We start from the raw sequence: 22,165 nt of genomic DNA on the forward strand, positions 1-22,165 counted from the left end.
CGGGTCTGCTTACGCTTGCCCAAGCCCTCAGCGTCACCGAACGTCAGCTGCATGGATGAATCCTCTACATAAGGCGATAGTGTCGCGCATCTGCGGTGAGTTGATCAGACCTTCCTTAGAGTGCGCTGTTCGCACATCCCTCATTACGTCGTGTTTCCAGCACGTTTTGTCAGCCTCTCAAGCTTAAATCGGTGTGTGGATGTCGGGTGCGGCGATTTCTCAAGCTCGCAATCAGCAGACCTTGCAGACCGAACGGACTCCGCTTTTACGAATCCCGAATCCCGAATCCCGTCACCTGACCGGCATGCCCGGCTGTGCGCCGCTGTCGGCGTCCAGCAGCGCCAGGGCGCCGCCGTCGAAGCCAGCCGACAAGATCATGCCTTCGCTGATGCCAAAGCGCATCTTGCGCGGGGCCAGGTTGGCAATGAACACCACGCTGCGGCCGACCAGCGTTTCCGGTTCGCCGTAGCTGGCGCGAATGCCGGAGAAGATCTGCCGCGTGCCCAGTTCGCCGGCGTCCAGTTCGAAACGCAGCAACTTGTCCGAGCCTTCCACGAATTCGCACACCAGCACCTTGCCGATGCGTAGGTCGAGCTTGGCGAAATCGTCGATACCGATGAGGCCGGGATTGGTGGTTTGGGATTCGGGATTCGCAACGGCGGCAGGCTTTGCGTCAGCCTTGCTCGGTGCGGGCTTGGTGGTGGTGGCTGGTGCTGCGGGTGCGGCGAGGGTGTCCTTGGAAGCGTCGGTCATGGCGTCGATCAGTTTGGGGTCGATACGGGTAAACAGGGCGGTGTAGGGCTGGATCGTGTGCGCTGTCAGCGGGCCGATCACGTCTTCCCAACTGGTCATCGGCGCCGACAGGAAGGCCTCGGCTTCGGCGCAGGTGCGCGGCAGGATCGGCTTGAGCGCGGCCACCAGGATGCGGAACAGGTTCAGGCCCTGCGTGCAGACCGACTGCAGCTGCGCATCGGCGCCATCCTGCTTGGCGATCACCCACGGTTTGGTGTCGTCGATGTATTTATTGGCCTCGTCGGCCAGTGCCATGGTCTGGCGGATCGCGCTGGCGGCATCGTTGCGTTCGTAGGCCTCGCGGATCGGTGCCAGGGCGGCGACGAAGCGGTCGTACTGGGCGGCATCGGGTAGTGCGTCGGCCAGCTTGCCGTCGAAGCGCTTGCCGATGAAGCCGGCGCAGCGGCTGGCCAGGTTGACGAACTTGCCGACCAGGTCCGCATTCACCCGTGCGATGAAATCGCCCAGGTTGAGGTCAAGGTCGTCCACGCCGCCGGAGGACTTGGCCGCGAAGTAGTAACGCAGCGCTTCCGGTTCCAGGCCGACATCCAGGAAGGTCCGCGCCATCACGAAGGTGCCGCGCGACTTGGACATCTTGGCGCCGTCCACGGTCAGGTAGCCGTTGACGTGCAGCCGGGTCGGCGCGCGGTGGCCGGTGCCGTGCAGCACCGCCGGCCAGAACAGGCCGTGGAAATTGACGATGTCCTTGCCGATGAAGTGATGCAGCTCGGTCTGGGTGCCGGCCACCAGATGCGCATCGAAGTCTTCGCCCATCTGCGCGCACAGCGTCTTGAAGCTACACAGGTAGCCGATCGGCGCGTCCAGCCACACGTAGAAATACTTGCCCGGCTGGCCGGGAATCTGGAAGCCGAAATACGGCGCATCGCGCGAGATGTCCCAGGCGCGCAGGCCGCCTTCGGCGTCCAGCCATTCCTTGAGCTTGGCCTTGACCCCGGGCAGCGCCACATCGCCGGCAAGCCACTGCCGCAGGAAGCCGTCGAAATGGCCCACTTCGAAGAAGAAATGCTCCGAATCGCGCAGTTCCGGGGTGGCGCCTGAAATCACCGACTTCGGTTCCTTCAGCTCGGTCGGCGCATAGGTGGCGCCGCACACTTCGCAGTTGTCGCCGTACTGGTCGGCGCTGCCGCAGTTGGGACAGATGCCCTTGATGTAGCGGTCCGGCAGGAACATGCCCTTGGCCGTATCGTAGAACTGCGCCACCGAGCGCCGGCTGATGTGGCCGGCAGCATCGAGCTTGGCGTAGAAGGCTTCGGTGAGCTCGCGATTGACCGGCGAATTTGTCGAATCGTAGTGGTCGAAGGTCACTCCGAACGCCGCGAAATCGCGCTCGTGGCTGGCCTGGACGTTGGCGATGAAGGCTTCCGGGGTCACCCCGGCCTTCTCGGCAGCCAGCATGATCGGCGTGCCATGGGTGTCGTCGGCACAGACGAACCAGGTCTTGTCGCCGCGCAACCGGCGTGCGCGCACCCAGATATCGGCCTGGATGTAGCCGACCAAGTGGCCAAGATGCAGCGGGCCGTTGGCATACGGCAGGGCGGTAGTGACGAGTGCGGTGCGGGTCATGGCAGGCGTAATGCGGGGGACACGCGATTATCGCACTAGTCGTGAGCCGGGATTGGGGATTGCTCAAGGCAGGATCAGGCCGCCTGCCTGTCGAGCCGCGCGGCCTTAGCCATCTCTGCAGCAGCGGAAGCAATGATCCCGCTCATAGGACAAGCCCCAACATGCGCCTGCGCGCAAAAAAAGGCGCCCCGAAGGACGCCCGCTTTTGCAATCACCAATCCCGAATCCCGAATCCCGAATCGATTACTCACGCACCCACGTCTGGGTCCGGCCCAGCGCTTCGATACCGACATAGCCGCGCATCTGCAGCTTCTTGCCGCCGTCGGTGAGGGTGATCTTGGACTTGTAGGTCTTGCCCTTGGCCGGGTCGAGTACCGAGCCACCGCTCCACACCGCGGTGCCGTCGGGCTTGAGGCCCCACAGGATGGTCATGCCCTTGATCGGCTTGCCCTTGAGCGCGCCATCGCACTTGTCGCAGACCGGGTTGGGCCCCTTGGACGACTGCAGGATCTCGACCACCTTTCCGCTCAGCGTGCCATTGGCGGCCTGCTCGATCTGCACCACCGATTTGGGCTTGCCGGTTTCATCGTCGATGGTCGTCCAGCGGCCTACCGGCGAATCGGCCGCATGGGCCATCAGCGAAGCGGCCGCCAGCGGCAGGGCGAGCAACAGGGTCTTGAAGGTCTTGCGCATGGTTCCCCTCCCAGGGTTTGCTTGGGCCACCGTCGGCGGCCTGAACGCGAATGTATCCCGTGGAGTATGGTTGCGGAAAGATGCACTGCGGGATGCGTTCATGCGTGCGCTGCGGGCATCGCCGTGGCCCAGGCCGGTGACTGACCTTGCGCTGATCGCGCGCCACAGCAGACGCGCGGGAGCAGCGCATGCCGTGCCCTGTCCTGCGCCTGCTGCTTCAGTGATCGCCGATCAGTTGGCCGCCAGGCTGATCCGCTTCCGATTGTCGTCCGGCACCCGGTCAATCAGCTTGTTGTCGGGGTCGAAGCCGGCTTCGACGGGCAGGGCGTCCACCGTCAGCGTGAAGCTGGGCGTGGCGCTGGTGACGTGCCGCCGCTGTAGCGCCAGCACCGGCGCAGGTGCGTTCTTGTCGGCGGGCTGGCCATAGATCCCGACCTCGATCCAGTCGTCCATCGGCACTGCATGTTCCTTGCCGCGCCCATCGGCCTGCAGCTTGGCCGCCTGCGCCTGCACGGTCACATCGAAGCGTCCATCCGGGCGCTTGCGGGCCTGAGCGCTCACCACACGGTTGTCGTAAAACGTGATCCTTTCGAACAGGTCGGTGATCATTGCTTGCTGATCGGGGCCTGCTTCGGCACGAATGGCCTGTAGCAGTTCGGCCGAGGTGGTATAGGGCGGTTGCTGAAACGCCTTGGCCTGCAGGAAGCGCTGCAACGCGCGATTGAGCGCCTGTTCGCCGATCTCCTCACGCAGGCGATAGAACGCCAGCGACCCCTTGCGGTAATGGATGTACTGCTGGTTCTCCACCCGGTACAGCGGCAGCTCATCGATCGTTTCGCCGCCGCGCCCTTCCAGGTAGCGGTCCAGTTCGTATTTAAGGAAGCTGCGCATGTGCGTGCGCCCGTATTCGCGCTCCATCACCATCAGCGCCGAGTACTGCGCCAGCGATTCGGACAACATCGTGGCGCCTTGCACATTCGCACCGATCACCTGATGCGCCCACCACTGATGCGCCACTTCATGCGCGGTGACGTAGAACACGTAGTCGATGTCGTCCTTGTCGCGCAGGTCGGCGATGAACCCGATCGATTCGGAGTAGGGGATGGTGTTGGCAAACGACTGCGCAAACCCCGCATAGCCCGGGAACTCGATGATGCGCACCTGATGATGCTGGTATGGGGTGAAATTGGCTTCGTAATAGGTCAACGATTTCTGCACGCCTTCGATCATGCGTTGCACGTTGTACGGGTGCTTGGGATCGTAATAGATCTCGATCGGAACGTTTTTGTAATAGCCCTTGCGCGCCTGCCAGCGCGCCGACAGGTACGCATAGAAGTTGAGCATCGGGCGATCCATCACGTAGCGGAAGCAACGCCTGCCAGCCTGCCGGAATTCCTTCTGCAGATAGCCCGGTGCCAGTGCAATCTGGTCCGGTGCGGTGCAGATGGTGCTGGCGAAGCTGAGCCAGTCGGCATCGTCGCTGACGTAGGTGTTGGCGCGTGCGGCCTGGTCTTCCAGTTTGGGCATGCGCGTCGGTTCGCCCAGGCCACGCTTGCGGCGGTCGTTGCGGTCGGTGATCTCGGTCTGGGTGTTGTAGCCGAACCAGGGCAGTGCCTGACTGTTGAAGAAGCTGCCGTTGGCGACCAGATCGGTCTGTGCCTGCCCGGCGATGATGCCATGCGGGTGCTGGTCCACGCGGAAGCGGAACACGCGCTCTTCGCCAGGTTGCAGTGGGCGCTGCAGGCGATAGATGCGGTAGCCGGCCGGAATGTCGTGGGTGATCAACGTCTGCCCGCCCAGGTCGACGTTCACCAGGCTACGGTCGCCCGTGCGCCCCTGCATGCCGATATGCACCTCGTTGATCGGCGCGCTATGGGAATTACGCACGGTCCAGGTGGCATCGATCACGACCGACTGCGTTTCCGGGTGCAGATCGACATGATTGTCCACGGCAATGATGCGCGGCTGCGGCAGGTCCTTGTACTTGCGGTAATCGCGCTCGTAGCGTGCCTGCAGGTCCAACTGCTGCTCCGGCGACAGGAAACTGTTGTAGACGTTGGTGTTCCAGTACAGCCAACCACCGATCGCCGCAAAGCCAAGCAGGCTCACCGCCAATGCCGCGCCGGTGGGGCTGCGCAGACGCTGCGATGCCAGGCGCAGCCGCTGGCGCAGTCCATGGCCGACCCCACGCGGCCAGAACGCCGAGGACAGCAGCAACAAGGCCAGCAGGAACACGCCCCAATAGCCCTGGAACCACAGCTGCCCGGGCAGGAAGTGGCCGAAGCCGTTCATGTCCGAATACGGTGCGTTGGGCCAGCTTCCGAAGTTGTACAGGTTCTGCGTGTAGTCCAGCATCGACAACACCGATTGCCCGATCAACACCAGCATCAGCATTGCATAGCCGACGAACTTGTTTTTGCTCAATAACTGCAGCACCAGGGCCATACCGCCCATCAGCACATACAGCACCGACCCAAGCGCCAGGGTCTTCAGATACAGCAGCGGCTCGATCGTGGTGTAGCCACGGCCAAGTTGCAGCGCGATCGAGGTCAACGCACCGGCGAGCTGGAAGCTGGCGATCACGGCCAGCAAGGCGACGAACTTGCCGAGCAGGGGAACCCAGTCCGGCACCGGCATGGCATCGGTGATGCCGTCGATGCGGTTGCTGCGTTCTTTCCATACCAGTTCGCCGGCATAGAACAGCACCACGATGATCAGCAGAAAGCTGTAGCTGTTCTGCAGCGCTTGCAGCATCAATGAGGTGACCGGCAGCACGGCGGTGCCGTACATGCGTGCATTGAACAATGCGGTGGGGATGAAGTTGGCCAGGCCCAGCACCAGCAGCACCACGAACGGTGCGCTACGCAGCACGCCGAGCGTATCGAAACGGATCTGGCGCAGCAGTTGCCGAAAGGCGGTGCTGGCCGCGAAGACGGGCGTCACGCTGAGGCGGGTGGTGTTGACGCGCACTCCGGCTGCCTGCGCGCTGGAGGATGCGGCAGGCACCGCGCCGCGACGACGACGCGTGCCGCTGCGTTCGGTGCGGAAAAGTGCAAAGGTCGCGGCGAACAACACGCCGCTCATGCCCAGCCACAGGGCGCGATTGGCGAGCAGGTAACCCGTCAATGGGGGAAGCTGCAGGTTGCGTTGTTCCGCCGACCAGTAGCGCAGCGTTTGCGACAGTGCGCGGATGCCGAGTGGATCGGACAGGGTCGCAACCCAAACGTTGTCCAGGTCCGATAGCAGCGCCCGGCTCACGCCATACAGCACGAAAAACACGATGACGCCGATGTAGACCCACAGAATGCTACGCGTGGTCACCGCAAGCACCGACAGCAGCGCGGTGGTGAACAGTAGGTTGGGCAGCACCAGCACCAGCAGCGACCACAGGTACGGCAGCAGCGCGACCGGCCCGAGCCTCGCCTGGTCGATCCATGGCATGAACTGCGCCACAAACATGCCCAGCGCGATCACCAGATACATCACCGTGCCGGCAATCAACGCTGCGGCGATGCGGCCTGCCAGGTAATCGCGGCGGCGCACCGGTGTGGAAAACACCAGCTCTGCGAAGCCCAACTCGAAATCGCGCAGCAAGGCATTGCTGACAAACAGCGCAGCCACCAGTAGGCCGAGCAAGGTAAAAATCGCCAGCACGCTGGCAATCACGGTTGGCGCATTGCGCAATACATTGCCGATACCGCCGCCGATCTGCACGGCATCGCTGGACAGCGCGGCGAAGGCCAGTAACGCATACAGCGCGGCCAACAACCACAAAAACGGCGAGCGCAGTTGTTCGCGCAGCTCGAAGCGCAGGAACGCCAGGATCATGGCCGTGCTCCGTCAGGCAGCCAACGCCTGCTTGCGCAGGCGCTGGAAATAGACATCCTCAAGATCGGGAGCGACTTGTTCGAAACCCGGTTCCGGGCAGTCCGCACTGAACACGTGGATCACCGGATGGCCGGCGATCAGGCGTGTGGACAGCACGGTGAAGCGCGCTTCGTAGTCGGGCAGGGTGCTCTTGCTGACCTGCTTGCGCCAGACCTGCTGGCTGAGCATGTCGATGGCATCGGCCGGCCGTCCGGTCAGCAATACCTGTCCCTTGTTCATGATGGCCATCGTCGGGCACAGGTCGGTGACGTCTTCGACGATGTGGGTGGACAGGATCACCACCACGTTCTCGCCAATTTCGGCCAGCAGATTGAGGAAACGGTTGCGTTCCTCCGGATCCAGCCCGGCGGTCGGCTCGTCGACGATGACCAGCTGCGGGTTGCCCAGCAGCGCCTGCGCAATGCCGAAACGCTGGCGCATACCGCCGGAATAGGTGCCGAGCTTGCGCTTGCGCGCGTCCCAGAGATTGACCTGCTGCAGCAGGCGTTCCACCACTTCCTTGCGCTGTGCCCGGTTGGTGAGCCCCTTGAGCACGGCGAAATGATCGAGCAGGTCGAGCGCGCTGACCTTCGGGTACACGCCGAAATCCTGCGGCAGATAGCCCAACCGGCGCCGCAACAGGTCCTTGTCCTTGAGCACGTCGATGCTGCTGCCGTCGGCAGCGGTCAGCGTCACGCTGCCCGAGTCCGGCTCCTGCAAGGTTGCCAGCGTGCGCATCAGCGAGGACTTGCCGGCACCGTTGGGGCCAAGCAATCCGAACATGCCGCGGGGAATGTCGAGCGAGACGCCTTGCAGCGCATGCACGCCATTGGCGTAGGTCTTGGACAACGCGCGGATCTGCAACATGGACGGTCCTGTGCCCTGGGTTGTGAAGATCTTCAGGGCGTTGCCGCATGGCCGCATGCGCCGGAAGTCATGTCACATCGACGCACAGACGCGGTGGATGCGACCGCACCGCGCAACCGGCTGCGAGGTCTGCCGGTTCTAACCGACCTCGTACAACTCCAGCGGCAGCTCGTCCGGGTCGGCGAAGAAGGTGAAGCGGCGTCCGGTGTATTCGTCGATGCGGATGTCTTCGGTCGCCACGCCGTGTGCGTTGAGATGCGCGACCGCCGCATCCAGATCGTCGACGCGAAAGGCAAGGTGGCGCAAGCCGCGCGCTTCGGGGCGGCTGGGCCGCAGCGGTGCGTTGGGGAACGAGAACAGCTCGATCTGTCCGCCATCGGGCAGCGCCAGATCCAGCTTCCACGAATCGCGCGCCTGTCGGTAATGCTCATCGAGCACACGCAGGCCCAGAATTTCGCAATAGAACCGTTTGGATGCCGCGTAGTCGCCAGCGATGATTGCCACGTGGTGAATTCCGGCGAGCATCATGCGGCGCTCCACCGCAGTGTTTCAGGCAATGCGATCACTCTCGCCGTGTTCGAGCATGCGCAGCGCGTGGGCGCACTGGCAATCGAACGCGCAGCAAGCTCGGCATCGCTTGCGCGGGAGGCACCGTTTGGATTGGGCCTGCGCGTAGGCAGGGCCGCGGTGGCGAGGCGGCGCGCGGATGTGTGCAAATCCGGAAGGCGGTGATGGGGCATGGGAAGGGGCGAGCAGAGACCGATCAGCAGCATACCCGCGCACCAGTGAGCGGTCTTGCATCACAACTCGACTGCGCGCGGCTTTGCCCGTCTGCGTGCGCGTGGCAGGATGGAGTCCCCCGATCAGATGCCCCCATGCCCGAGCCGTCGTCCGCCACCGCACCGCAGTTCCAGCGCAGCATGCAGGTGCGCCATCTGGTGATGCTGTCGCTGGGCGGCGTGATCGGCACCGGCCTGTTCTTCAACACCGGCTACATCATTGCCAGCACCGGCGCGCTGGGCACGGTACTGGCGTACCTGATCGGTGCACTGGTGGTGTACCTGGTGATGCAATGCCTGGGCGAGCTGGCGGTGGCGATGCCGCAAACCGGTGCGTTTCATGTGTATGCCGCGCGCTACCTCGGCCCGGCGACCGGCTATGTGGTGGCGTGGTTGTACTGGTTGACCTGGACGGTGGCATTGGGTTCGAGCCTGACGGCCGCAGCGTTCTGCATGCAGTACTGGTTTCCACACAGCCCGGCGTGGCCGTGGTGTCTGCTGTTCTGCGCGCTGATCTTCGGCCTGAATGCAGTATCGGCGCGCTGGTTTGCCGAAGGCGAGTTCTGGTTTTCGTTGATCAAGGTGATCACCATCCTGGTGTTCATCGTGCTTGGTGGCGCGGCGGTGATCGGTCTGTTGCCACTGGCCGATGGTTCGCCCGCACCCGGGCTGCGCCATCTGCGCGCCGACGGCTGGTTCGCGCACGGTACGCTCCCGATCTTGATGACGATGGTGGCAGTGAATTTCGCATTTTCCGGCACCGAGTTGATCGGTGTGGCGGCCGGCGAAACCGCCCAGCCTGCACGCGCGATTCCGCTGGCAATCCGCACAACGCTGGCGCGGCTGGTGGTGCTGTTCGTCGGCACGGTGCTGGTGCTGGCGGCGCTGCTGCCTGCCAGCCAAGCGGCCGTGGAAACCAGCCCGTTCGTGCGCGCCTTCGCGCTGCTGGGCATTCCATATGCAGCCGACATCTTGAATGCGGTGATCCTCACCGCGATCCTGTCGGCGGCCAATTCCGGCCTGTATGCGGCCGCGCGCATGCTGTGGTCGTTGGCCAATGAAGGCACGTTGCCGGGCGGCCTGGCGCGCTTGACCGGCCGCGGCATTCCGCTGCGTGCCGTATCGCTGAGCATGCTGGGCGGCTTGCTGGCGCTGCTCACCGGCGTGTATGCGCCCGAAACGGTGTTCGTTGCGATCTCGGCCGTCTCGGGCTTCGCCGTCGTGGTGGTGTGGCTGAGCATTTGCGCCGCGCATTACCGCTTCCGTCGCCAGTGGCTGCGCGATGGCGCTGCGCTGGAAACGCTGGCGTATCGCGCGCCGTGGTACCCGTGGACACCGATTCTGGGCTTTTCGCTGTGTCTGCTCGCCTGCATTGGCTTGGCATTGGATCCGCAGCAGCGCATTGCGTTGTGGTGCGGTATTCCGTTCGTCGCGCTGTGCTATGGCGCCTACGCACTTACCCAATGGCTTGCGGCCCGGAGACTGCACGCATGACGATTCTTCCGCGCCAACCGCGCCCCAATGCGCCTTTCAGCCAGGCCCTGCAACACGACGGGTATGTGGTGCTGGATGGCGCGCTGGCCACCGAGCTGGAGCAGCGCGGCTGCGATCTCAACGATGCGCTGTGGTCGGCGCGCGTGCTGATGGAGCAGCCGGAGCTGATCTATCAGGTGCATCGCGATTACTTCGCCGCCGGTGCGCAATGCGCGATCACCGCCAGTTACCAGGCCACGCCGCTGGGATTTGCCGCGCGCGGGTTGGATGTTGCGCAAGCGCAGGCGTTGATCGCTCGCAGCGTAGCGCTGGCGGTGCAGGCGCGTGCCGATCATCTGACGCTGCACCCGCATGCCGCGCCTTTGTGGGTGGCAGGCTCGGTGGGACCGTATGGCGCGTATCTGGCCGATGGCTCGGAATATCGTGGCGACTACGTGCTGCCGATCGAGCAGTTGATGGACTTTCATCGTCCGCGCATCGCGGCGCTGGCTGAGGCTGGCGTGGATCTGCTGGCCTGCGAGACGCTGCCATCGGCCAGCGAAATCGTGGCCCTGCGGCAGTTGCTGCAACACGATTTTCCACAGCTGCATGCCTGGTTTTCCTTCACCTTGCGCGATGCGGCGCATCTGAGCGACGGCACGCCGCTGGCGCAGGTGGTGCCGGCGCTGGACGCCTGCGCGCAGGTGATCGCGGTGGGCGTCAACTGCATTGCGCTGGATCAGGCGACCGCTGCATTGCATAGCCTGTCGGCGCTGACCGCGCTGCCGCTGGTGGTGTACCCGAACTCGGGCGAGCACTACGACGCCAGCGACAAGCGCTGGCATGCCGGCCGCGGGGCTGCGCTCACGCTGGCCGACCAGCATGCGCACTGGCTGGCGGCTGGCGCGCGCTTGATCGGTGGCTGCTGCCGCACCGCACCGCGCGATATCGCCGCGCTGGCGGCGGCGCGTGCGGCGGAGTGACCCGGCTTACGAACGCGCACTCGCCCCGCGTGTCACACGCGGCCGGCATCGTTGGGATTGCCACCGCAGCATGCCAAGGGCGAGGCGAAGCCGGGCTTTGCCAAGCACTCCAAGCCTCAACCTGAGGCAATCCCAAGGCCAACCCGCAGTGACGGGTCAGCAGCGTCCAATCATCGCAGCCGCGCGCTTCACCCCTTCTGTGTGGCGATCCAGCGCTGGATCTTGTCCTGCAAGATATCCAGCGGCACCGAGCCGTCCTTGAGCACTTCGGTGTGGAAGGCGCGGACATCGAAGCGCGGACCCAGCTCGCGCTGCGCCTGCTCGCGCAATTGCGCAATCTTCATCTCGCCCACCTTGTAGGCCAGTGCCTGGCCGGGAATGGCCATATAGCGGTCTACCTCTGCTTCGGCATCGGCGCGGCTCATGGCGGAGTTGTCCACCATGTAGTCGATGGCCTGGGTACGCGTCCAGCCCTTGCTGTGCAGGCCGGTATCGGTGACCAGGCGAATCGAGCGCCACAACGCGTTCTGCAGATAGCCGTAGTAGTTGTACGGGTCGTCATACAGCCCTAGCTCGCGGCCAAGCGATTCGGCATACAGACCCCAGCCTTCGATGTAGGCCGTTTCGCCGCCCAGGCGGCGGAACTTGGGCAGGTCGGTCAACTGCTGCTGCAAGCCCAGCTGGTAGTGGTGGCCGGGCACTGCTTCGTGCAGGTACAGGCTCTCGGCCTCCCAGGTCTTGCGCGACGGCAGGTCCGAGGTGTTGACGTAGAAGATGCCCGGCGTGCTGCCGTTGCCGCTGGGGCGCATGTACGAGCCGCTGGCCGCCGATTGCGCACGCTGCGGTTCCACCGCACGCACTTCCAACGCCGGCATGCCCTGGGTGTTGAACAGCCGCGGCACCGCCAGCTGCACGCGGCCCTGCAGGCTGCGGTACGTGCCCAGCAACTCGGTGTCGCTGCGGAAGCTGAAGCGCCGGTCGGTCTGCATGAACTTGTAGAACTTGGGCAGGTTGCCGCGGAATCTGACCTGCTTGGCCAAGGTCTGGATGTCGCCCTGCAGGCGAGCGACCTCATCCAGGCCGATCTGATGCACCTGCTCGGGGGTCAGGTCCGTGGTGGTGCTCTGGCGCACATCGTAGGCGTACCACGCCGCGCCGTTCGGCAATGCCGCCAGCCCATCGCTGTCGCGGCAGGCGGGCAGGTATTCGGTGGCGATGAAGCCGCGCAACGCGCGGTAGGCCGGCATGATGCGCACTTCGATCATGCGCTTGTACTCGGCGGTGATGCGCTGCTTGTCGGCCTCGGGCATGTCGGCGGGCAGGTTGCGAACCGGACCCCAGAACAGGCTGTCTTCGGCATTGCGCGCGATGATCGCATCCAGCTGCGGCAACACCTTCTGCATCAGCACCTTGGGCTGCACCACCCTGGCCTGCATGCCCGCACGCATGTTGGCGATGGCCTGCTCGAACAGCTCGGGAATGCCGAGCGCACGCCGCGACCAGTTGTCGTAATCCTTGACCGTCTTGAACGGCTGCGCGCCGGTACCCGAGCCCAGCACCACCGCGATGCTGGCGATGTTGTAGAACTGGTTGATCGGCAGCATCCAGCTGGGGAACTGCTCGGCGGCCAGCGCGCTGCGCGCATCGCGTACGAAGATCTGGTAACTGAGCAGATCCTGTCCGCTCAGCCCATCGGGGCCCAGCGCCTCGGCCTTGCCCAGCCACAGCACGGTGAAATCGTGCGACTGCTGGCGGAACGCCGGCGACAGGAAGTTCGGCAACTGGTCGTTGTAGCGGCTCTCACCCTGGAAGGTGGCCTGCAGCGAGTTGAGCTTGAGCGAGGCGTCCCAGTACTGGTCGTACAGCAGGTTGAGCTGTTGCGCCTTGGTCAGCACCACCGGCGCGGCAACCGCGCGTGGCCTCACCTTGGCGGCCTTGCTGCCCTTGCCCTTGGTGCTCTTGGCTGCCGGCTTGGCGGTCTTCTTGCCTTTGCTCGCCTTCGCGCGCGTTTGCGTGGTCTGTGCCTTGGCGGTCTTCTTCTTGGCCGCATCGGCCGGCGCCGCCAGCGACAGGCTCACGAGGGCGGCCATGGCCAGGGACAGCAGGCGGGAAAAGCTGAGGGGCATTACCGGCTCCGGAAACAAGCGAGCGGGGAGCTTGCCCGATCCGCACGGTTACGGCCACCCATTGGCGGCATACCGCCTATCGGCAATTCATGCGGCGCATGGGCGCGGTGCTGTGCCCGCGCGATGTGGTGCGCTGCGACATGGCCAGCCAGGCTGCATGCAAGTCCCAGCTCGGTGGGCCGGCTCGCAGCGCCGCGATGCGGACCACTGTCGGCAAGGTGTGGCCGCCGCACCCCATTGCGGCGTGACGATCCTGGCTGGGAGGCAGCCCGGCTCAGTCGGCAGCGGCTTCTTCGCGCAGCTGCTCGGCACGCTCGGCGCCCAGGTACGCCGTAATGCCGCGGCGTGCCAGATACAGCAGCGGGATCAGCAAGACCGCAAAGCCCATCTTGTAGATGTAGTTGAGCGTGCTCACTGCCAGAAACTGGTCGACCGACCAATGCTGCGGGCCGAGCACGAAGGCGATATAGATCACCACGAAGCTGTCCACCACCTGCGAGACCGCAGTGGAGCCGGTGGCGCGCAGCCACACGTGTTTTTCGCCAGTCACGCGGCGGATGCGGTGAAACACCGACACATCGATCAACTGGCTGAACAGGAATGCCACCAGCGAGCCGCCGATGGTCCACAGCCCTTGCCCGAATACTGCCGCAAACGCCGCCTGGTAATCGGGCACGCCCTGGTTTTGCGCCGCAGTGACCCACCAGCCAGCCGGCGCCAGCGCGATGGCCGCGAATGCGAACACGAAGCCGTAGCCGATCAGCGCCACCGCCACCCACGAGATGAAACGCACCCCGCGGCTGCCGAAGAACTCGTTGATGGTGTCGGTCATGATGAACACGATCGGCCACAGCAAGGTGCCGGCGGTGAAGCTGAGCGAGCCGCGCTGGCCGAACAGATTCCAGTTCAGTGGCGCAATGCCGAGCGTGTCTTCCAGCGCGAAGATCTTGACGCCAATGAACTCGGCCAGCGCCGCGTTGACGCAGAAGAAGGCCGCCAGTGCAATGAACAGGCGTACCGCACGATCGTCGAGGGTGCGCACATGGGTCATGGTGTCAGCGATCCGCAGTTCGGGTGAAGGGAACCGATTCGGGCGCCACGGCGCCACCGGAAATGATGAAGCTCATCGCCTGATCCACGCTCCAGTCGGTGGGCGTGAGCAGCTCCACCGGCACGATTTCCAGGTAGCCGGAGGTGGGGTTGGGCGTGGTCGGCACGTAGACTGCGGCCAGCTCGCGGCCGGTGCCCTGTTCCTTAATCACCCGGGTGACCAGGCCCACCGATTTCATGTCGCGATGCGGGAAATCGATCAGCACCACGCGCTGGGTGCTGCCGGGCTGGGTCTGCAAAATGTCCAGCAGCTTGCGCGCGCTGTCGTAGACCACGCTGGCCAGCGGAATGCGCCGCATGATGGCCTCGAACCAGCGCAGCAAGCGCTGGCCGATCACGCGCCGGCTCAGGATCCCGACGAACAGGATGACCGCCACCGTGGCGATCAGGGCGATGGTGTTCTGCACCCACAGCGCCTTGAACCAGCCCAGATAATCGGGGAACGAGGCAGCGATGCGTTCGGACAACGGCACCACCCACGGGCTGCTGATGCCCGAAAGCAGCGAGAAAACGAACTTCACCACCACCCAGGTCAACCAGACCGGTAGCAAGGTGAGCAACCCGGTCAGAAAGACCCGTTGCAGGGAAGGGCGGACGTGCGGAGTAGGGGATTGGGACATCGGCATAGTGTAGGCATTCGGCCACGCTCGGTGGAGCTGGGGCCGGGGTCTGGCAGCAGGCATTCGCGATTGGCAAAAGTGTTTCGCGTGCCTCAAGCCGGCGCAATCCCGTCATTCCGGTACCCACATCGACACAGGCGTGGCGGTACCCGCAGCCCAGCGGCAGCGGGCGACCCGTGCAGCCCTTCTTTCATTGGGAAGCATGGCGCGCAGAGGCGCAGGGGGCGACGTCTGCAGCGCCCGGATCCTGATGAGACCGTCGCCCATCGCCAGCGCGTGGTGTGGTTGCCCAGTGTCACGCAGGTTGCCAGACGCACCGCTGCCGATGGTCTGCAGCCCAAAAGAACGCAATACGTCAGTGCCCGTCGCGGGCCTGTGCCGATGGCACTAAGATGCGCAGCTCCCAGGGACGGATCGTTCGCACGTGCTCGCCAAATTTCTCAAAGCCGCCTTGCTCGGTGTGTGCATCCTGATCGCAGCAGCGCTGGCGCTCTATGCGATCTCCAGGCATTGGCCGATTCCCGAATCGCAGCGTCAGGCGTTGGCGCAGCTGCGCCAGCCGCTTCCACCGTTGCGCGGGAGCAACATGTTCGGGGCGCTGTGGTCGCTGTCGTACGCGATTCCGGAGGCGCAGCGCGAGGCAGTGCTGGCCCAGGACGTGGAGCGATTCAATCGGCTGCCGGAGCATGCGGCATTTCAAAGCGCCGCTGTGGGCTATCGGCGCTTGCCAGGTTGGCCATCCAGCGCGCCTGCGCTGTGCATGGCCAGCGCTGGCGGATGCTTGCAGCGCGTGCGCGAACAACCGCAGGCCTATGCCGCTGCGTTGGCCGCACAGGCACCGATGCTGGAGCGGATGCGGGCGTTGTCGCAACACGCCGACTATCGCAGCCCGTTCCGTCCACGTGTCGATACGCCGTTGCCCGAACTGCCGCGCATGCCCTTGTCGATGACGGCCAGCGCCTTGGACTTTGTCCAGGGGCGCACCACCCAGGCCTTGTCCGGTGTCTGCACCGATGCGCAGGTTGCCCGTGTCCTGATGCGCAGTAGCGACAATCTGGCGATCACGATGATTGGCGCGGCGATGCTGCGCGGCAATGCGCACCTGTTTGCCGACATGCTGGCCGAATTGCCGGCGCAGCATCCCTTGCCTGCGCAATGCGCCGCTGCATTTGCGCCGCTGCCGGTGGATGAGATCGCGCTGTGTCACGCGTTGCACGGTGAATCGCGGATGGTGTTTTCGATGCTGCAGGAGGATGCGTTGACGCAAGGCGGCCAATCGTCCTGGCAAGACCGGTTCCCGCTACGGTTGCTGGACGACGAGCGCACCCAGGCCTTGCTGGCGCCCACCTTCACCTGGGCCTGCAGCGCGCCGGTGCGGACCTTGCTGGCACAAGATCAGCCGGTTCCGCAAACGCTGATCCCGTTGCCGCAGACCGCATCGGTGGCCTGCATCGCCAATGCAACCGGGTGTTTGCTGGCAAGCGTGTCGCATCCGGACTACGCCAACTATCAGCGCAAGATGCAGGACACCGCCGCTGCATTGCGCGCGCTGTCTGCGCTGCAGTGGTTGCGCGATCATCCTGCGCAGACAATGCCGCTGACGCAGCGGATCGCCGCGCTACCGCCTGCGTTGCGTGGACAGGTGCGCCCGCTAGGCGCAGGAAACGACGGCAAGAGCCTGATGCTTCGGCAGTACGCACGACCGGAGGGCGGGGCAGGCAATGATCGCTGGCCCGTGCCAGGCAGTGCGATCGCGGCCACACAGGCAGCCTCATCGGCTCGATGAAACAAGACGCCTTCTGCACTGCCAGGCACAGGGCGCAAGACTGGTACAGGCGGTCTACGCTTGCATGAGTAATGTTTGTATCGGCAGCAGCTGCCTGACGACCGCCGGCGGACAGCCGTCAAAGCCGGGCGAGCAGTCGCCAGGTGAGCGTGGAGGCGCGCATGAATCGCCGTGCGTGGCCATGCCGATGCGAACCATCGGCCATGCCTGCCTGGCATCTGCGCAGGGGTGGGGTGGCTGCCTGAAGCGGCCGGAGGTCAGGACGACTCAAGGCCGTGAATGCACTGTGCGCGTCGCTGTCTCCGGCCGCATGACGCATGCGGCCTTGTTCGCTGTCATCGGCATGCCGCACGTAAAGGACGACATGCCGCGTCCTTGCGGGACGCGGCATGTGATGACGCCACTGTTGTTGGAGATGGATCGCGCACCCAACCGCTGTGTTCAGAAGCGGAAGTTCAACCAGCCCATCACGAAGGTCGAGTCGCCGTAGCCGGCCTTCTCCAACGCCGGCCCGGCCATCAGATGTTCGGCGCGGAAGGTCACCGACCAGTTCGGGTCGATGTTCCAGGTGGCGTTGATGCGCGGCATGGTCCCGATGCGGCGCTCGCCGGTGTTCTGAGTGCGTGCGTAGGCGCGCGCCTGGTTGTTGTAGATCGCATCGCTGGTGGTCTGGCGCCACAGCGTTTCCCACTCCAGGTTCACGGTGAGCTTGGAGGTCGGCGAGAACGTCAACGTCGGTGCGGCAGTGACCAGGTTCACCGGGCCGAAGAACGTGGCCCAGCTGAAGTAGATCGTGTTGCCGTACAAGAAGTTGTTGTTGCGCAGCGTGCCGGTGCCGGAGGTGCCGCCGCCACCGGAAGCGATCTCGCTATGGAAGCCCAGGCGCGGCTTCCAGCCCGATTCGCTCAACGACCAGGCGTTGGAGGTACTGGCCATGTAGGCGCGCAGGTCGCGTCCGCCGAAGCTGCCGCGCTGCACGGTCACGAACGAGTCGGTGCGCAGCTTGCCCACGTTGCCCCACAGGCGCAGGCCGTAGTAATTGCGGTTTTCTTCTGCGGTCTGGCGGCCCCACACCTGGTTGTCGTTGCGGAACTGATAGAAGAACGGCTCCAGGTACATCGGCTTGGCCGTCGCCAGGCGGTAGCCACCGACCACGCCGCGGAAGTGCCGCGAGCGGTCGATGCGATCATCGCCGAGGCCTTCGGTGCCATCGATGTTGAAATTGAAATCGAACAGGTCAACACGCGTCCTGTCGCCGACTGCCCAGGCGCGCGCGCCGTTGAAGGTCACGAAGATATCGGTGTTGTCGCGCAGCGCCATCAGCGTGGTCGGGCCATCGACGAACACCTGACGTCCGACGCGCAGGCCGGTGTCGGCGCTGCCGATACGGCCTTTCACGTCGAAGAACACCTGCTGCAGGATCGCGTTGTTTTCCTGTGTGCCGGTCTTGGTCCCCTCATTGCGCCCGTCCAGGCTGCCATGCGCCAATTCCGTGTACAGACGGAAGTGCTCGCCCACATGGAAGTCCGCACCGAAGAAGGCGCGCAGCAGATACTGCTGCTGCGAATGGCTGCCGGGAATCAGGCCCGGATTGGTGATGGTATTGCTGCGCACGCGCAACTCGTTGCTGAGCGACACATATACATCGCCGTCGTCGTTGAGCGGGATGTACTTGAGCGGATCGAACGGACTCTTGCGCTTGGACGGGTCCTTCAGATACGACCAGTCTTCGGCCCAGCGCACCTGCCACATGTTGCCGCCTTGCTTGGCACCCCAACCCTGCGCTTCGAGCGGATAGCCCTTGGCGGTGGCCGGAGCGGCGGTGACCGGCGCTTTCGCCGGCTCGGCAACGGCCTGCTCGGCATTGGTCGGCGCCGGCTGCACCTGCGCCAGGCCAAGACCCGGCAGCGCCAACCCGATCGCAAGGCACAAGCGCCGTGTGGCACCAAAGGAAGTATCAGCCATGGCCGCCTGCGCCAAGCGTGTCGTTTGCATCGTATTCCCCGTCGAAAGTGAAAACCCCTAGGCGAAAGGTATCGGCAGGGGGGACACCGACTGTAGTAAAGCCGTGCCAGAAAGGCAGTAACCCAAAGGTTCTAAGCTCATGAACTCACTGGGTTTGCGCAGGCGGGCGCTAGTGGGGCGGGGATTGGGGATTCGGTATTGCGGATTCGCAACGGCGGCGCTACTGCGACGGGGCTCGCTGCGATGGGGCTCGCTGCGATGACGACAATTGCTCAAACAAGCTAGCGACCACGGCTTTTTTTTTGACCAATCCCCAATGCCGAATCCCCAATCCCCGCCCATGACTACCGGCACATTCACTATAGCTAGGTTCTACATAGCATCACCTTCAACCTAGCGGAGATGGCCGATGAGCGAGCCGGATATCCACCTACGCAAATTTCAGAAGGAACTGAGTGCGGGCACGGTCTCGTTGGCCTTGCTGGCCGTCCTGGCACAGGCCGATACACCGCTGTACGGCTACCTCATCGCCAAGCGGCTCGAGCGTCTGGAGGGCGTGCTCAGCGGCAAGCAGAGCGCCCTGTATCCGGTGCTGCGCAATCTGGAAGGGGCCGGGTTGCTGCACAGCCATGTCGAGCCCTCGGCCTCCGGGCCACCGCGGCGGTATTACCGCATCACCGACAGCGGGCGTGACTGCCTGCGCGACTGGACCGCCGCCTGGCGTGCCACCCGAGATTCCGTTGATTCAGTGCTGGAGGGGACCCACTCATGAAGACAGTTGCACAGGCACACCCGTTGCCGACCACCATTGGCGATTATCTGCTGCAGCTGCGCCAGGCGCTGTCCGGTGCAGATCCGGCAATGATCCAGGACGCGCTTTACGACGCCGAAGAGTATCTGCGTTCGGAACTGGCAGAACAGAAAGGCAAGAGCGAGGCCGAGGTCATTGCCTGCGTGGCCAGCAGCTACGGCGCGCCGGAGGAAGTGGCAGAGATCTACCGCGAAACCGAGGTGACCGTGGCACGCGCACTGCGTTCCCCGGTGCCACCGAGGCGGGCATCGTGGATCGGCACGTTCTTCGGTGTGGCCGCCGACCCCCGCACCTATGGCGCCTTGTTCTACATGCTGCTGTCGCTGCTCACCGGGGTGTTCTATTTCACCTGGGTCGTGACTGGCGCCAGCCTGTCGATCGGGATGTTGATCCTGATCATCGGCGTGCCGCTGCTGGTGTTGTTCTTCGGCTCGGTGCGGGTGTTGTCGCTGGTGGAAGGCCGCGTGGTCGAGACGCTGCTCGGCGTGCGCATGCCGCGTCGCCCGCAATACCCGGGCCTGCAAGGTGGTTGGCTGCAGCGTATCGGCGCGATGTTCACCGATGCGCGGACCTGGAGCACGATGCTGTATTTCCTGCTGATGCTGCCGCTGGGCATTCTGTATTTCACTGTGTTTTGCACGCTGCTGGCGCTGTCGTTGGGCCTGGCCGCTTCACCGATCGCGGTGCTGTTCGACAACCTCGCCGTGCTGACCTGGGATGGCGTGGACATCACCAGCGCCTGGCTGACGCTGCCGTTGTTCGCAGCGGGCGTGCTGTTGTTGTTCGTTACGCTGCACCTGGCGCGCGCGTTCGGCAAGTTGCACGGCATGTTCGCCAAGCACCTGCTGGTCAAGGGCGGAGAAGCGGCCGCGTGATGCGCCTGGCCGAGATGTCAGCGTGCGCAGGGTCGGTGGTGGTGCTCGCTCGCCGGCATCACGTCGTCTCGCGGTTGCACGCAGATCGAAATGAACATCCCCGGCATTGCCGGGGATGTTGTGTGGATCAGGCGCGTTTGCCGCGCTTGCGGATCGGGGTCACGGTGGCCGGGTCGCGGCTACCCACCGGGTCGGCGTCGTAGCGGGCGATGAATTCGCGCACCTGCGGGTACACCACCTCGCGCCAGCGACGGCCGCTGAAGATGCCGTAATGGCCGGCGCCTTCCACCACCAGATGGCGCTGATGCGCCGCATCGATGCCGGTGCACAGATCGTGCACCGCCTCGGTCTGGCCGAGGCCGGCCATGTCGTCCAGCTCGCCTTCGATGCTCAGCAGCGCGGTATTGCGGATCGCCGAGGGCTTGACCAACTGGCCGTCCACCTTCCACTTGCCTTGCGGCAGCAGGAACTCCTGGAACACGACGCGAATGGTGTCCAGGTAATACTCGGCCGGCATGTCGAGCACGGCGTTGTATTCGTCGTAGAACTGCCGGTGCGCTTGCGCATCCTGCAGATCGCCCTTGACCAGATCGGTGTAGAAATCCCAGTGCGACATCACGTGCCGGTTGGGGTTCATCGACAGGAAGCCGGCGTGTTGCAGGAAGCCCGGATACACCTGGCGGCCATGGCCCGGATACGGGAACGGCACGGTGTGGATCAGGTTGTTCTGGAACCACTCGATGCCGTTTTCCGTGGCCAGGTTGTTGACCTGGGTGGGGCTGCGACGCGCATCGATCGGCCCGCCCATCATCACCAGCGAGCGCGGGGTGGGCTCGTCGTTGCTGGCCATCAGCGACACTGCAGCCAGCACCGGCACGGTAGGCTGGCACACGCTCACCACATGCAGGCGCTCGGCGCCGATATGGCGGATGAATTCCTGGATGTAGGTGATGTAGTCCTCGAGCCGGAACGCGCCGGCGTCCAGCGGTACCATGCGCGCGTCCACCCAGTCGGTCACATAGACCTTGTGGTTGCGCAGCAGGGTGCGCACGGTGTCGCGCAGCAACGTGGCGTGGTGGCCGGACAACGGCGCCACCACCAGCACGGCAGGCTGCTCCTTCATCTTGCCGATTAGCTCGACGTGGTCGCTGAAACGCTTGAAGCGCAGCAGCCGGCAGAACGGCTTGCTCAACACTTCGCGTTCGATGATCGGTAGCGAATGGCCATCGACCTCGACATCGTCGAGCGCCCAGGCCGGTTTTTCGTATTCCTTGCCCAGCCGGTGGAACAACTCGTTGCTGGCGGCCATGCGCTCGGCGCCCGGGAGCGAGGCCCACAGGCTGTCCGGGTCGGAAAACATCTTGGCGTTCGCCTGGGCCTGATGTACCCAGGGGGCTAGCAGATTGCGGGTCAGCTCATGCAGTTGATAAAGCATTCCACCCATCCGTGCGGTTTTGCTGCCGCGCAGCATACCGGTTTTGGCGCATTTGCACCTTAATGGGGCTGCGGACCGTTGAGGCTGCCATACGATTGACGGCAAGCGCGAGCGCGTTGATTTGCCGCGGTTTGGTTTGCCGCAAGTGGTGATGCTTTGGACGGCTGCGCGCGCCGAAAGCGCGCGTTCGGCGCAGAACCCTGCGGCCTGCTGGACGAGTCCCTCTCCTGTAGAGGAACACGTGAGGTCGGAGCGCAGCCCAGTGCACTCAGACTTCTTCAGCGCTCGATCTCCACCAGGCTTCGCACGTACCTCGTCCGCCCCTGCGGGGCACCTTCTCCCGGCGGGAAGGAATCAAGCCGCTCAGCCTGCGAGGAAGGCTGCGTGGACTGAAGCCCC

The 22,165-nt window shown here is 64.4% G+C and carries 15 protein-coding genes; 5 read left to right on the forward strand and 10 right to left on the reverse strand.

Annotated elements, in window-relative coordinates:
- Positions 1–291: 291 nt before the first annotated feature.
- The 5 genes from metG to J7360_RS18430 all read right to left on the reverse strand — a co-directional run bounded on the left by metG (position 292) and on the right by J7360_RS18430 (position 8,331).
- Positions 292–2,376: a methionine--tRNA ligase gene (gene metG / locus J7360_RS18410; RefSeq protein WP_089112771.1), complete on the reverse strand. Its 2,085-nt coding sequence runs from the start codon at positions 2,374–2,376 to the stop codon at positions 292–294.
- A gap of 243 nt (positions 2,377–2,619) precedes the next feature.
- Positions 2,620–3,069, reverse strand: a complete 450-nt coding sequence (locus J7360_RS18415) for a DUF2147 domain-containing protein (RefSeq protein ID WP_003485424.1) — start codon at positions 3,067–3,069, stop codon at positions 2,620–2,622.
- 231 nt (positions 3,070–3,300) lie between these two features.
- On the reverse strand, positions 3,301–6,897 hold the full coding sequence (locus tag J7360_RS18420; RefSeq protein WP_209034450.1) for a M1 family aminopeptidase: 3,597 nt from the start codon (positions 6,895–6,897) through the stop codon (positions 3,301–3,303).
- Positions 6,898–6,909: 12 nt separating this feature from the next.
- Entirely contained in the window at positions 6,910–7,803 is an 894-nt protein-coding gene (locus J7360_RS18425) for an ABC transporter ATP-binding protein (protein WP_005924907.1), read from the reverse strand.
- Between the two features lie 138 nt (positions 7,804–7,941).
- A complete protein-coding gene (locus J7360_RS18430; RefSeq protein WP_022559734.1) occupies positions 7,942–8,331 on the reverse strand; it encodes a VOC family protein in 390 nt (129 codons plus the stop codon).
- Positions 8,332–8,678: 347 nt separating this feature from the next.
- Between J7360_RS18430 and mmuP the strand changes: the two genes are divergently transcribed.
- Both mmuP and mmuM read left to right on the forward strand, forming a co-directional pair.
- Positions 8,679–10,076, forward strand: coding sequence for an S-methylmethionine permease (gene mmuP / locus J7360_RS18435; RefSeq protein ID WP_209034452.1), 1,398 nt, complete (start codon positions 8,679–8,681; stop codon positions 10,074–10,076).
- Positions 10,073–11,038 carry a homocysteine S-methyltransferase gene (gene mmuM / locus J7360_RS18440; protein WP_057660917.1) on the forward strand — a complete coding sequence of 322 codons (966 nt, stop codon included), beginning with the start codon at positions 10,073–10,075 and terminating at the stop codon, positions 11,036–11,038. The genes mmuP and mmuM overlap by 4 nt, the downstream gene beginning before the upstream one ends.
- A 188-nt stretch (positions 11,039–11,226) precedes the next feature.
- Here the strand turns inward: mmuM and J7360_RS18445 are convergent, their stop codons facing one another.
- The 3 genes from J7360_RS18445 to J7360_RS18455 all read right to left on the reverse strand — a co-directional run bounded on the left by J7360_RS18445 (position 11,227) and on the right by J7360_RS18455 (position 14,894).
- Positions 11,227–13,164 (reverse strand): DUF885 family protein, encoded by a 1,938-nt coding sequence (locus J7360_RS18445; RefSeq protein ID WP_057660919.1) that lies wholly within the window; start codon positions 13,162–13,164, stop codon positions 11,227–11,229.
- A gap of 274 nt (positions 13,165–13,438) precedes the next feature.
- Positions 13,439–14,215, reverse strand: a complete 777-nt coding sequence (locus tag J7360_RS18450; RefSeq protein ID WP_007965588.1) for a queuosine precursor transporter — start codon at positions 14,213–14,215, stop codon at positions 13,439–13,441.
- Between the two features lie 4 nt (positions 14,216–14,219).
- Entirely contained in the window at positions 14,220–14,894 is a 675-nt protein-coding gene (locus tag J7360_RS18455) for a DUF502 domain-containing protein (protein ID WP_022559729.1), read from the reverse strand.
- Positions 14,895–15,318: 424 nt separating this feature from the next.
- On the opposite strand from J7360_RS18455, the gene J7360_RS18460 reads away from it, so the two are divergent.
- On the forward strand, positions 15,319–16,680 hold the full coding sequence (locus tag J7360_RS18460; protein WP_057660920.1) for a hypothetical protein: 1,362 nt from the start codon (positions 15,319–15,321) through the stop codon (positions 16,678–16,680).
- Between the two features lie 441 nt (positions 16,681–17,121).
- Here J7360_RS18460 and J7360_RS18465 read toward each other — a convergent pair whose 3' ends face one another.
- The gene (locus J7360_RS18465) at positions 17,122–18,675 is read right to left on the reverse strand and encodes an alginate export family protein (RefSeq protein ID WP_057660922.1); all 1,554 of its coding nucleotides are present in this window, start codon (positions 18,673–18,675) and stop codon (positions 17,122–17,124) included.
- A 379-nt stretch (positions 18,676–19,054) separates the two neighbouring features.
- Here J7360_RS18465 and J7360_RS18470 point away from each other — a divergent pair, with 379 nt between their 5' ends.
- The gene (locus J7360_RS18470) at positions 19,055–19,417 is read left to right on the forward strand and encodes a PadR family transcriptional regulator (RefSeq protein WP_057662021.1); all 363 of its coding nucleotides are present in this window, start codon (positions 19,055–19,057) and stop codon (positions 19,415–19,417) included.
- Entirely contained in the window at positions 19,414–20,331 is a 918-nt protein-coding gene (locus tag J7360_RS18475) for a sensor domain-containing protein (RefSeq protein ID WP_057662018.1), read from the forward strand. The genes J7360_RS18470 and J7360_RS18475 overlap by 4 nt, the downstream gene beginning before the upstream one ends.
- Before the next feature lie 127 nt (positions 20,332–20,458).
- On the opposite strand, the gene J7360_RS18480 is transcribed toward J7360_RS18475, so the two are convergent.
- Entirely contained in the window at positions 20,459–21,802 is a 1,344-nt protein-coding gene (locus tag J7360_RS18480) for a polyhydroxyalkanoate depolymerase (RefSeq protein WP_176215038.1), read from the reverse strand.
- Positions 21,803–22,165 lie beyond the last annotated feature (363 nt).

It is taken from the genome of Xanthomonas sp. D-99, from assembly GCF_017746145.1.
Classification (GTDB): Bacteria; Pseudomonadota; Gammaproteobacteria; order Xanthomonadales; family Xanthomonadaceae; genus Xanthomonas; species Xanthomonas cissicola.

Bases quoted from the DNA above. Each gene is read 5' to 3' on its own strand.
- mmuM (WP_057660917.1), top strand. From the start codon at position 10,073: ATGACGATTCTTCCGCGCCAACCGCGCCCCAATGCGCCTTTCAGCCAG.
- J7360_RS18455 (WP_022559729.1), bottom strand. From the start codon at position 14,894: ATGTCCCAATCCCCTACTCCGCACGTCCGCCCTTCCCTGCAACGGGTC.
- mmuP (WP_209034452.1), top strand. From the start codon at position 8,679: ATGCCCGAGCCGTCGTCCGCCACCGCACCGCAGTTCCAGCGCAGCATG.
- J7360_RS18425 (WP_005924907.1), bottom strand. From the start codon at position 7,803: ATGTTGCAGATCCGCGCGTTGTCCAAGACCTACGCCAATGGCGTGCAT.
- J7360_RS18465 (WP_057660922.1), bottom strand. From the start codon at position 18,675: ATGCAAACGACACGCTTGGCGCAGGCGGCCATGGCTGATACTTCCTTT.
- J7360_RS18415 (WP_003485424.1), bottom strand. From the start codon at position 3,069: ATGCGCAAGACCTTCAAGACCCTGTTGCTCGCCCTGCCGCTGGCGGCC.
- J7360_RS18420 (WP_209034450.1), bottom strand. From the start codon at position 6,897: ATGATCCTGGCGTTCCTGCGCTTCGAGCTGCGCGAACAACTGCGCTCG.
- J7360_RS18445 (WP_057660919.1), bottom strand. From the start codon at position 13,164: ATGCCCCTCAGCTTTTCCCGCCTGCTGTCCCTGGCCATGGCCGCCCTC.
- J7360_RS18475 (WP_057662018.1), top strand. From the start codon at position 19,414: ATGAAGACAGTTGCACAGGCACACCCGTTGCCGACCACCATTGGCGAT.
- J7360_RS18450 (WP_007965588.1), bottom strand. From the start codon at position 14,215: ATGACCCATGTGCGCACCCTCGACGATCGTGCGGTACGCCTGTTCATT.
- metG (WP_089112771.1), bottom strand. From the start codon at position 2,376: ATGACCCGCACCGCACTCGTCACTACCGCCCTGCCGTATGCCAACGGC.
- J7360_RS18480 (WP_176215038.1), bottom strand. From the start codon at position 21,802: ATGCTGCGCGGCAGCAAAACCGCACGGATGGGTGGAATGCTTTATCAA.
- J7360_RS18470 (WP_057662021.1), top strand. From the start codon at position 19,055: ATGAGCGAGCCGGATATCCACCTACGCAAATTTCAGAAGGAACTGAGT.
- J7360_RS18430 (WP_022559734.1), bottom strand. From the start codon at position 8,331: ATGATGCTCGCCGGAATTCACCACGTGGCAATCATCGCTGGCGACTAC.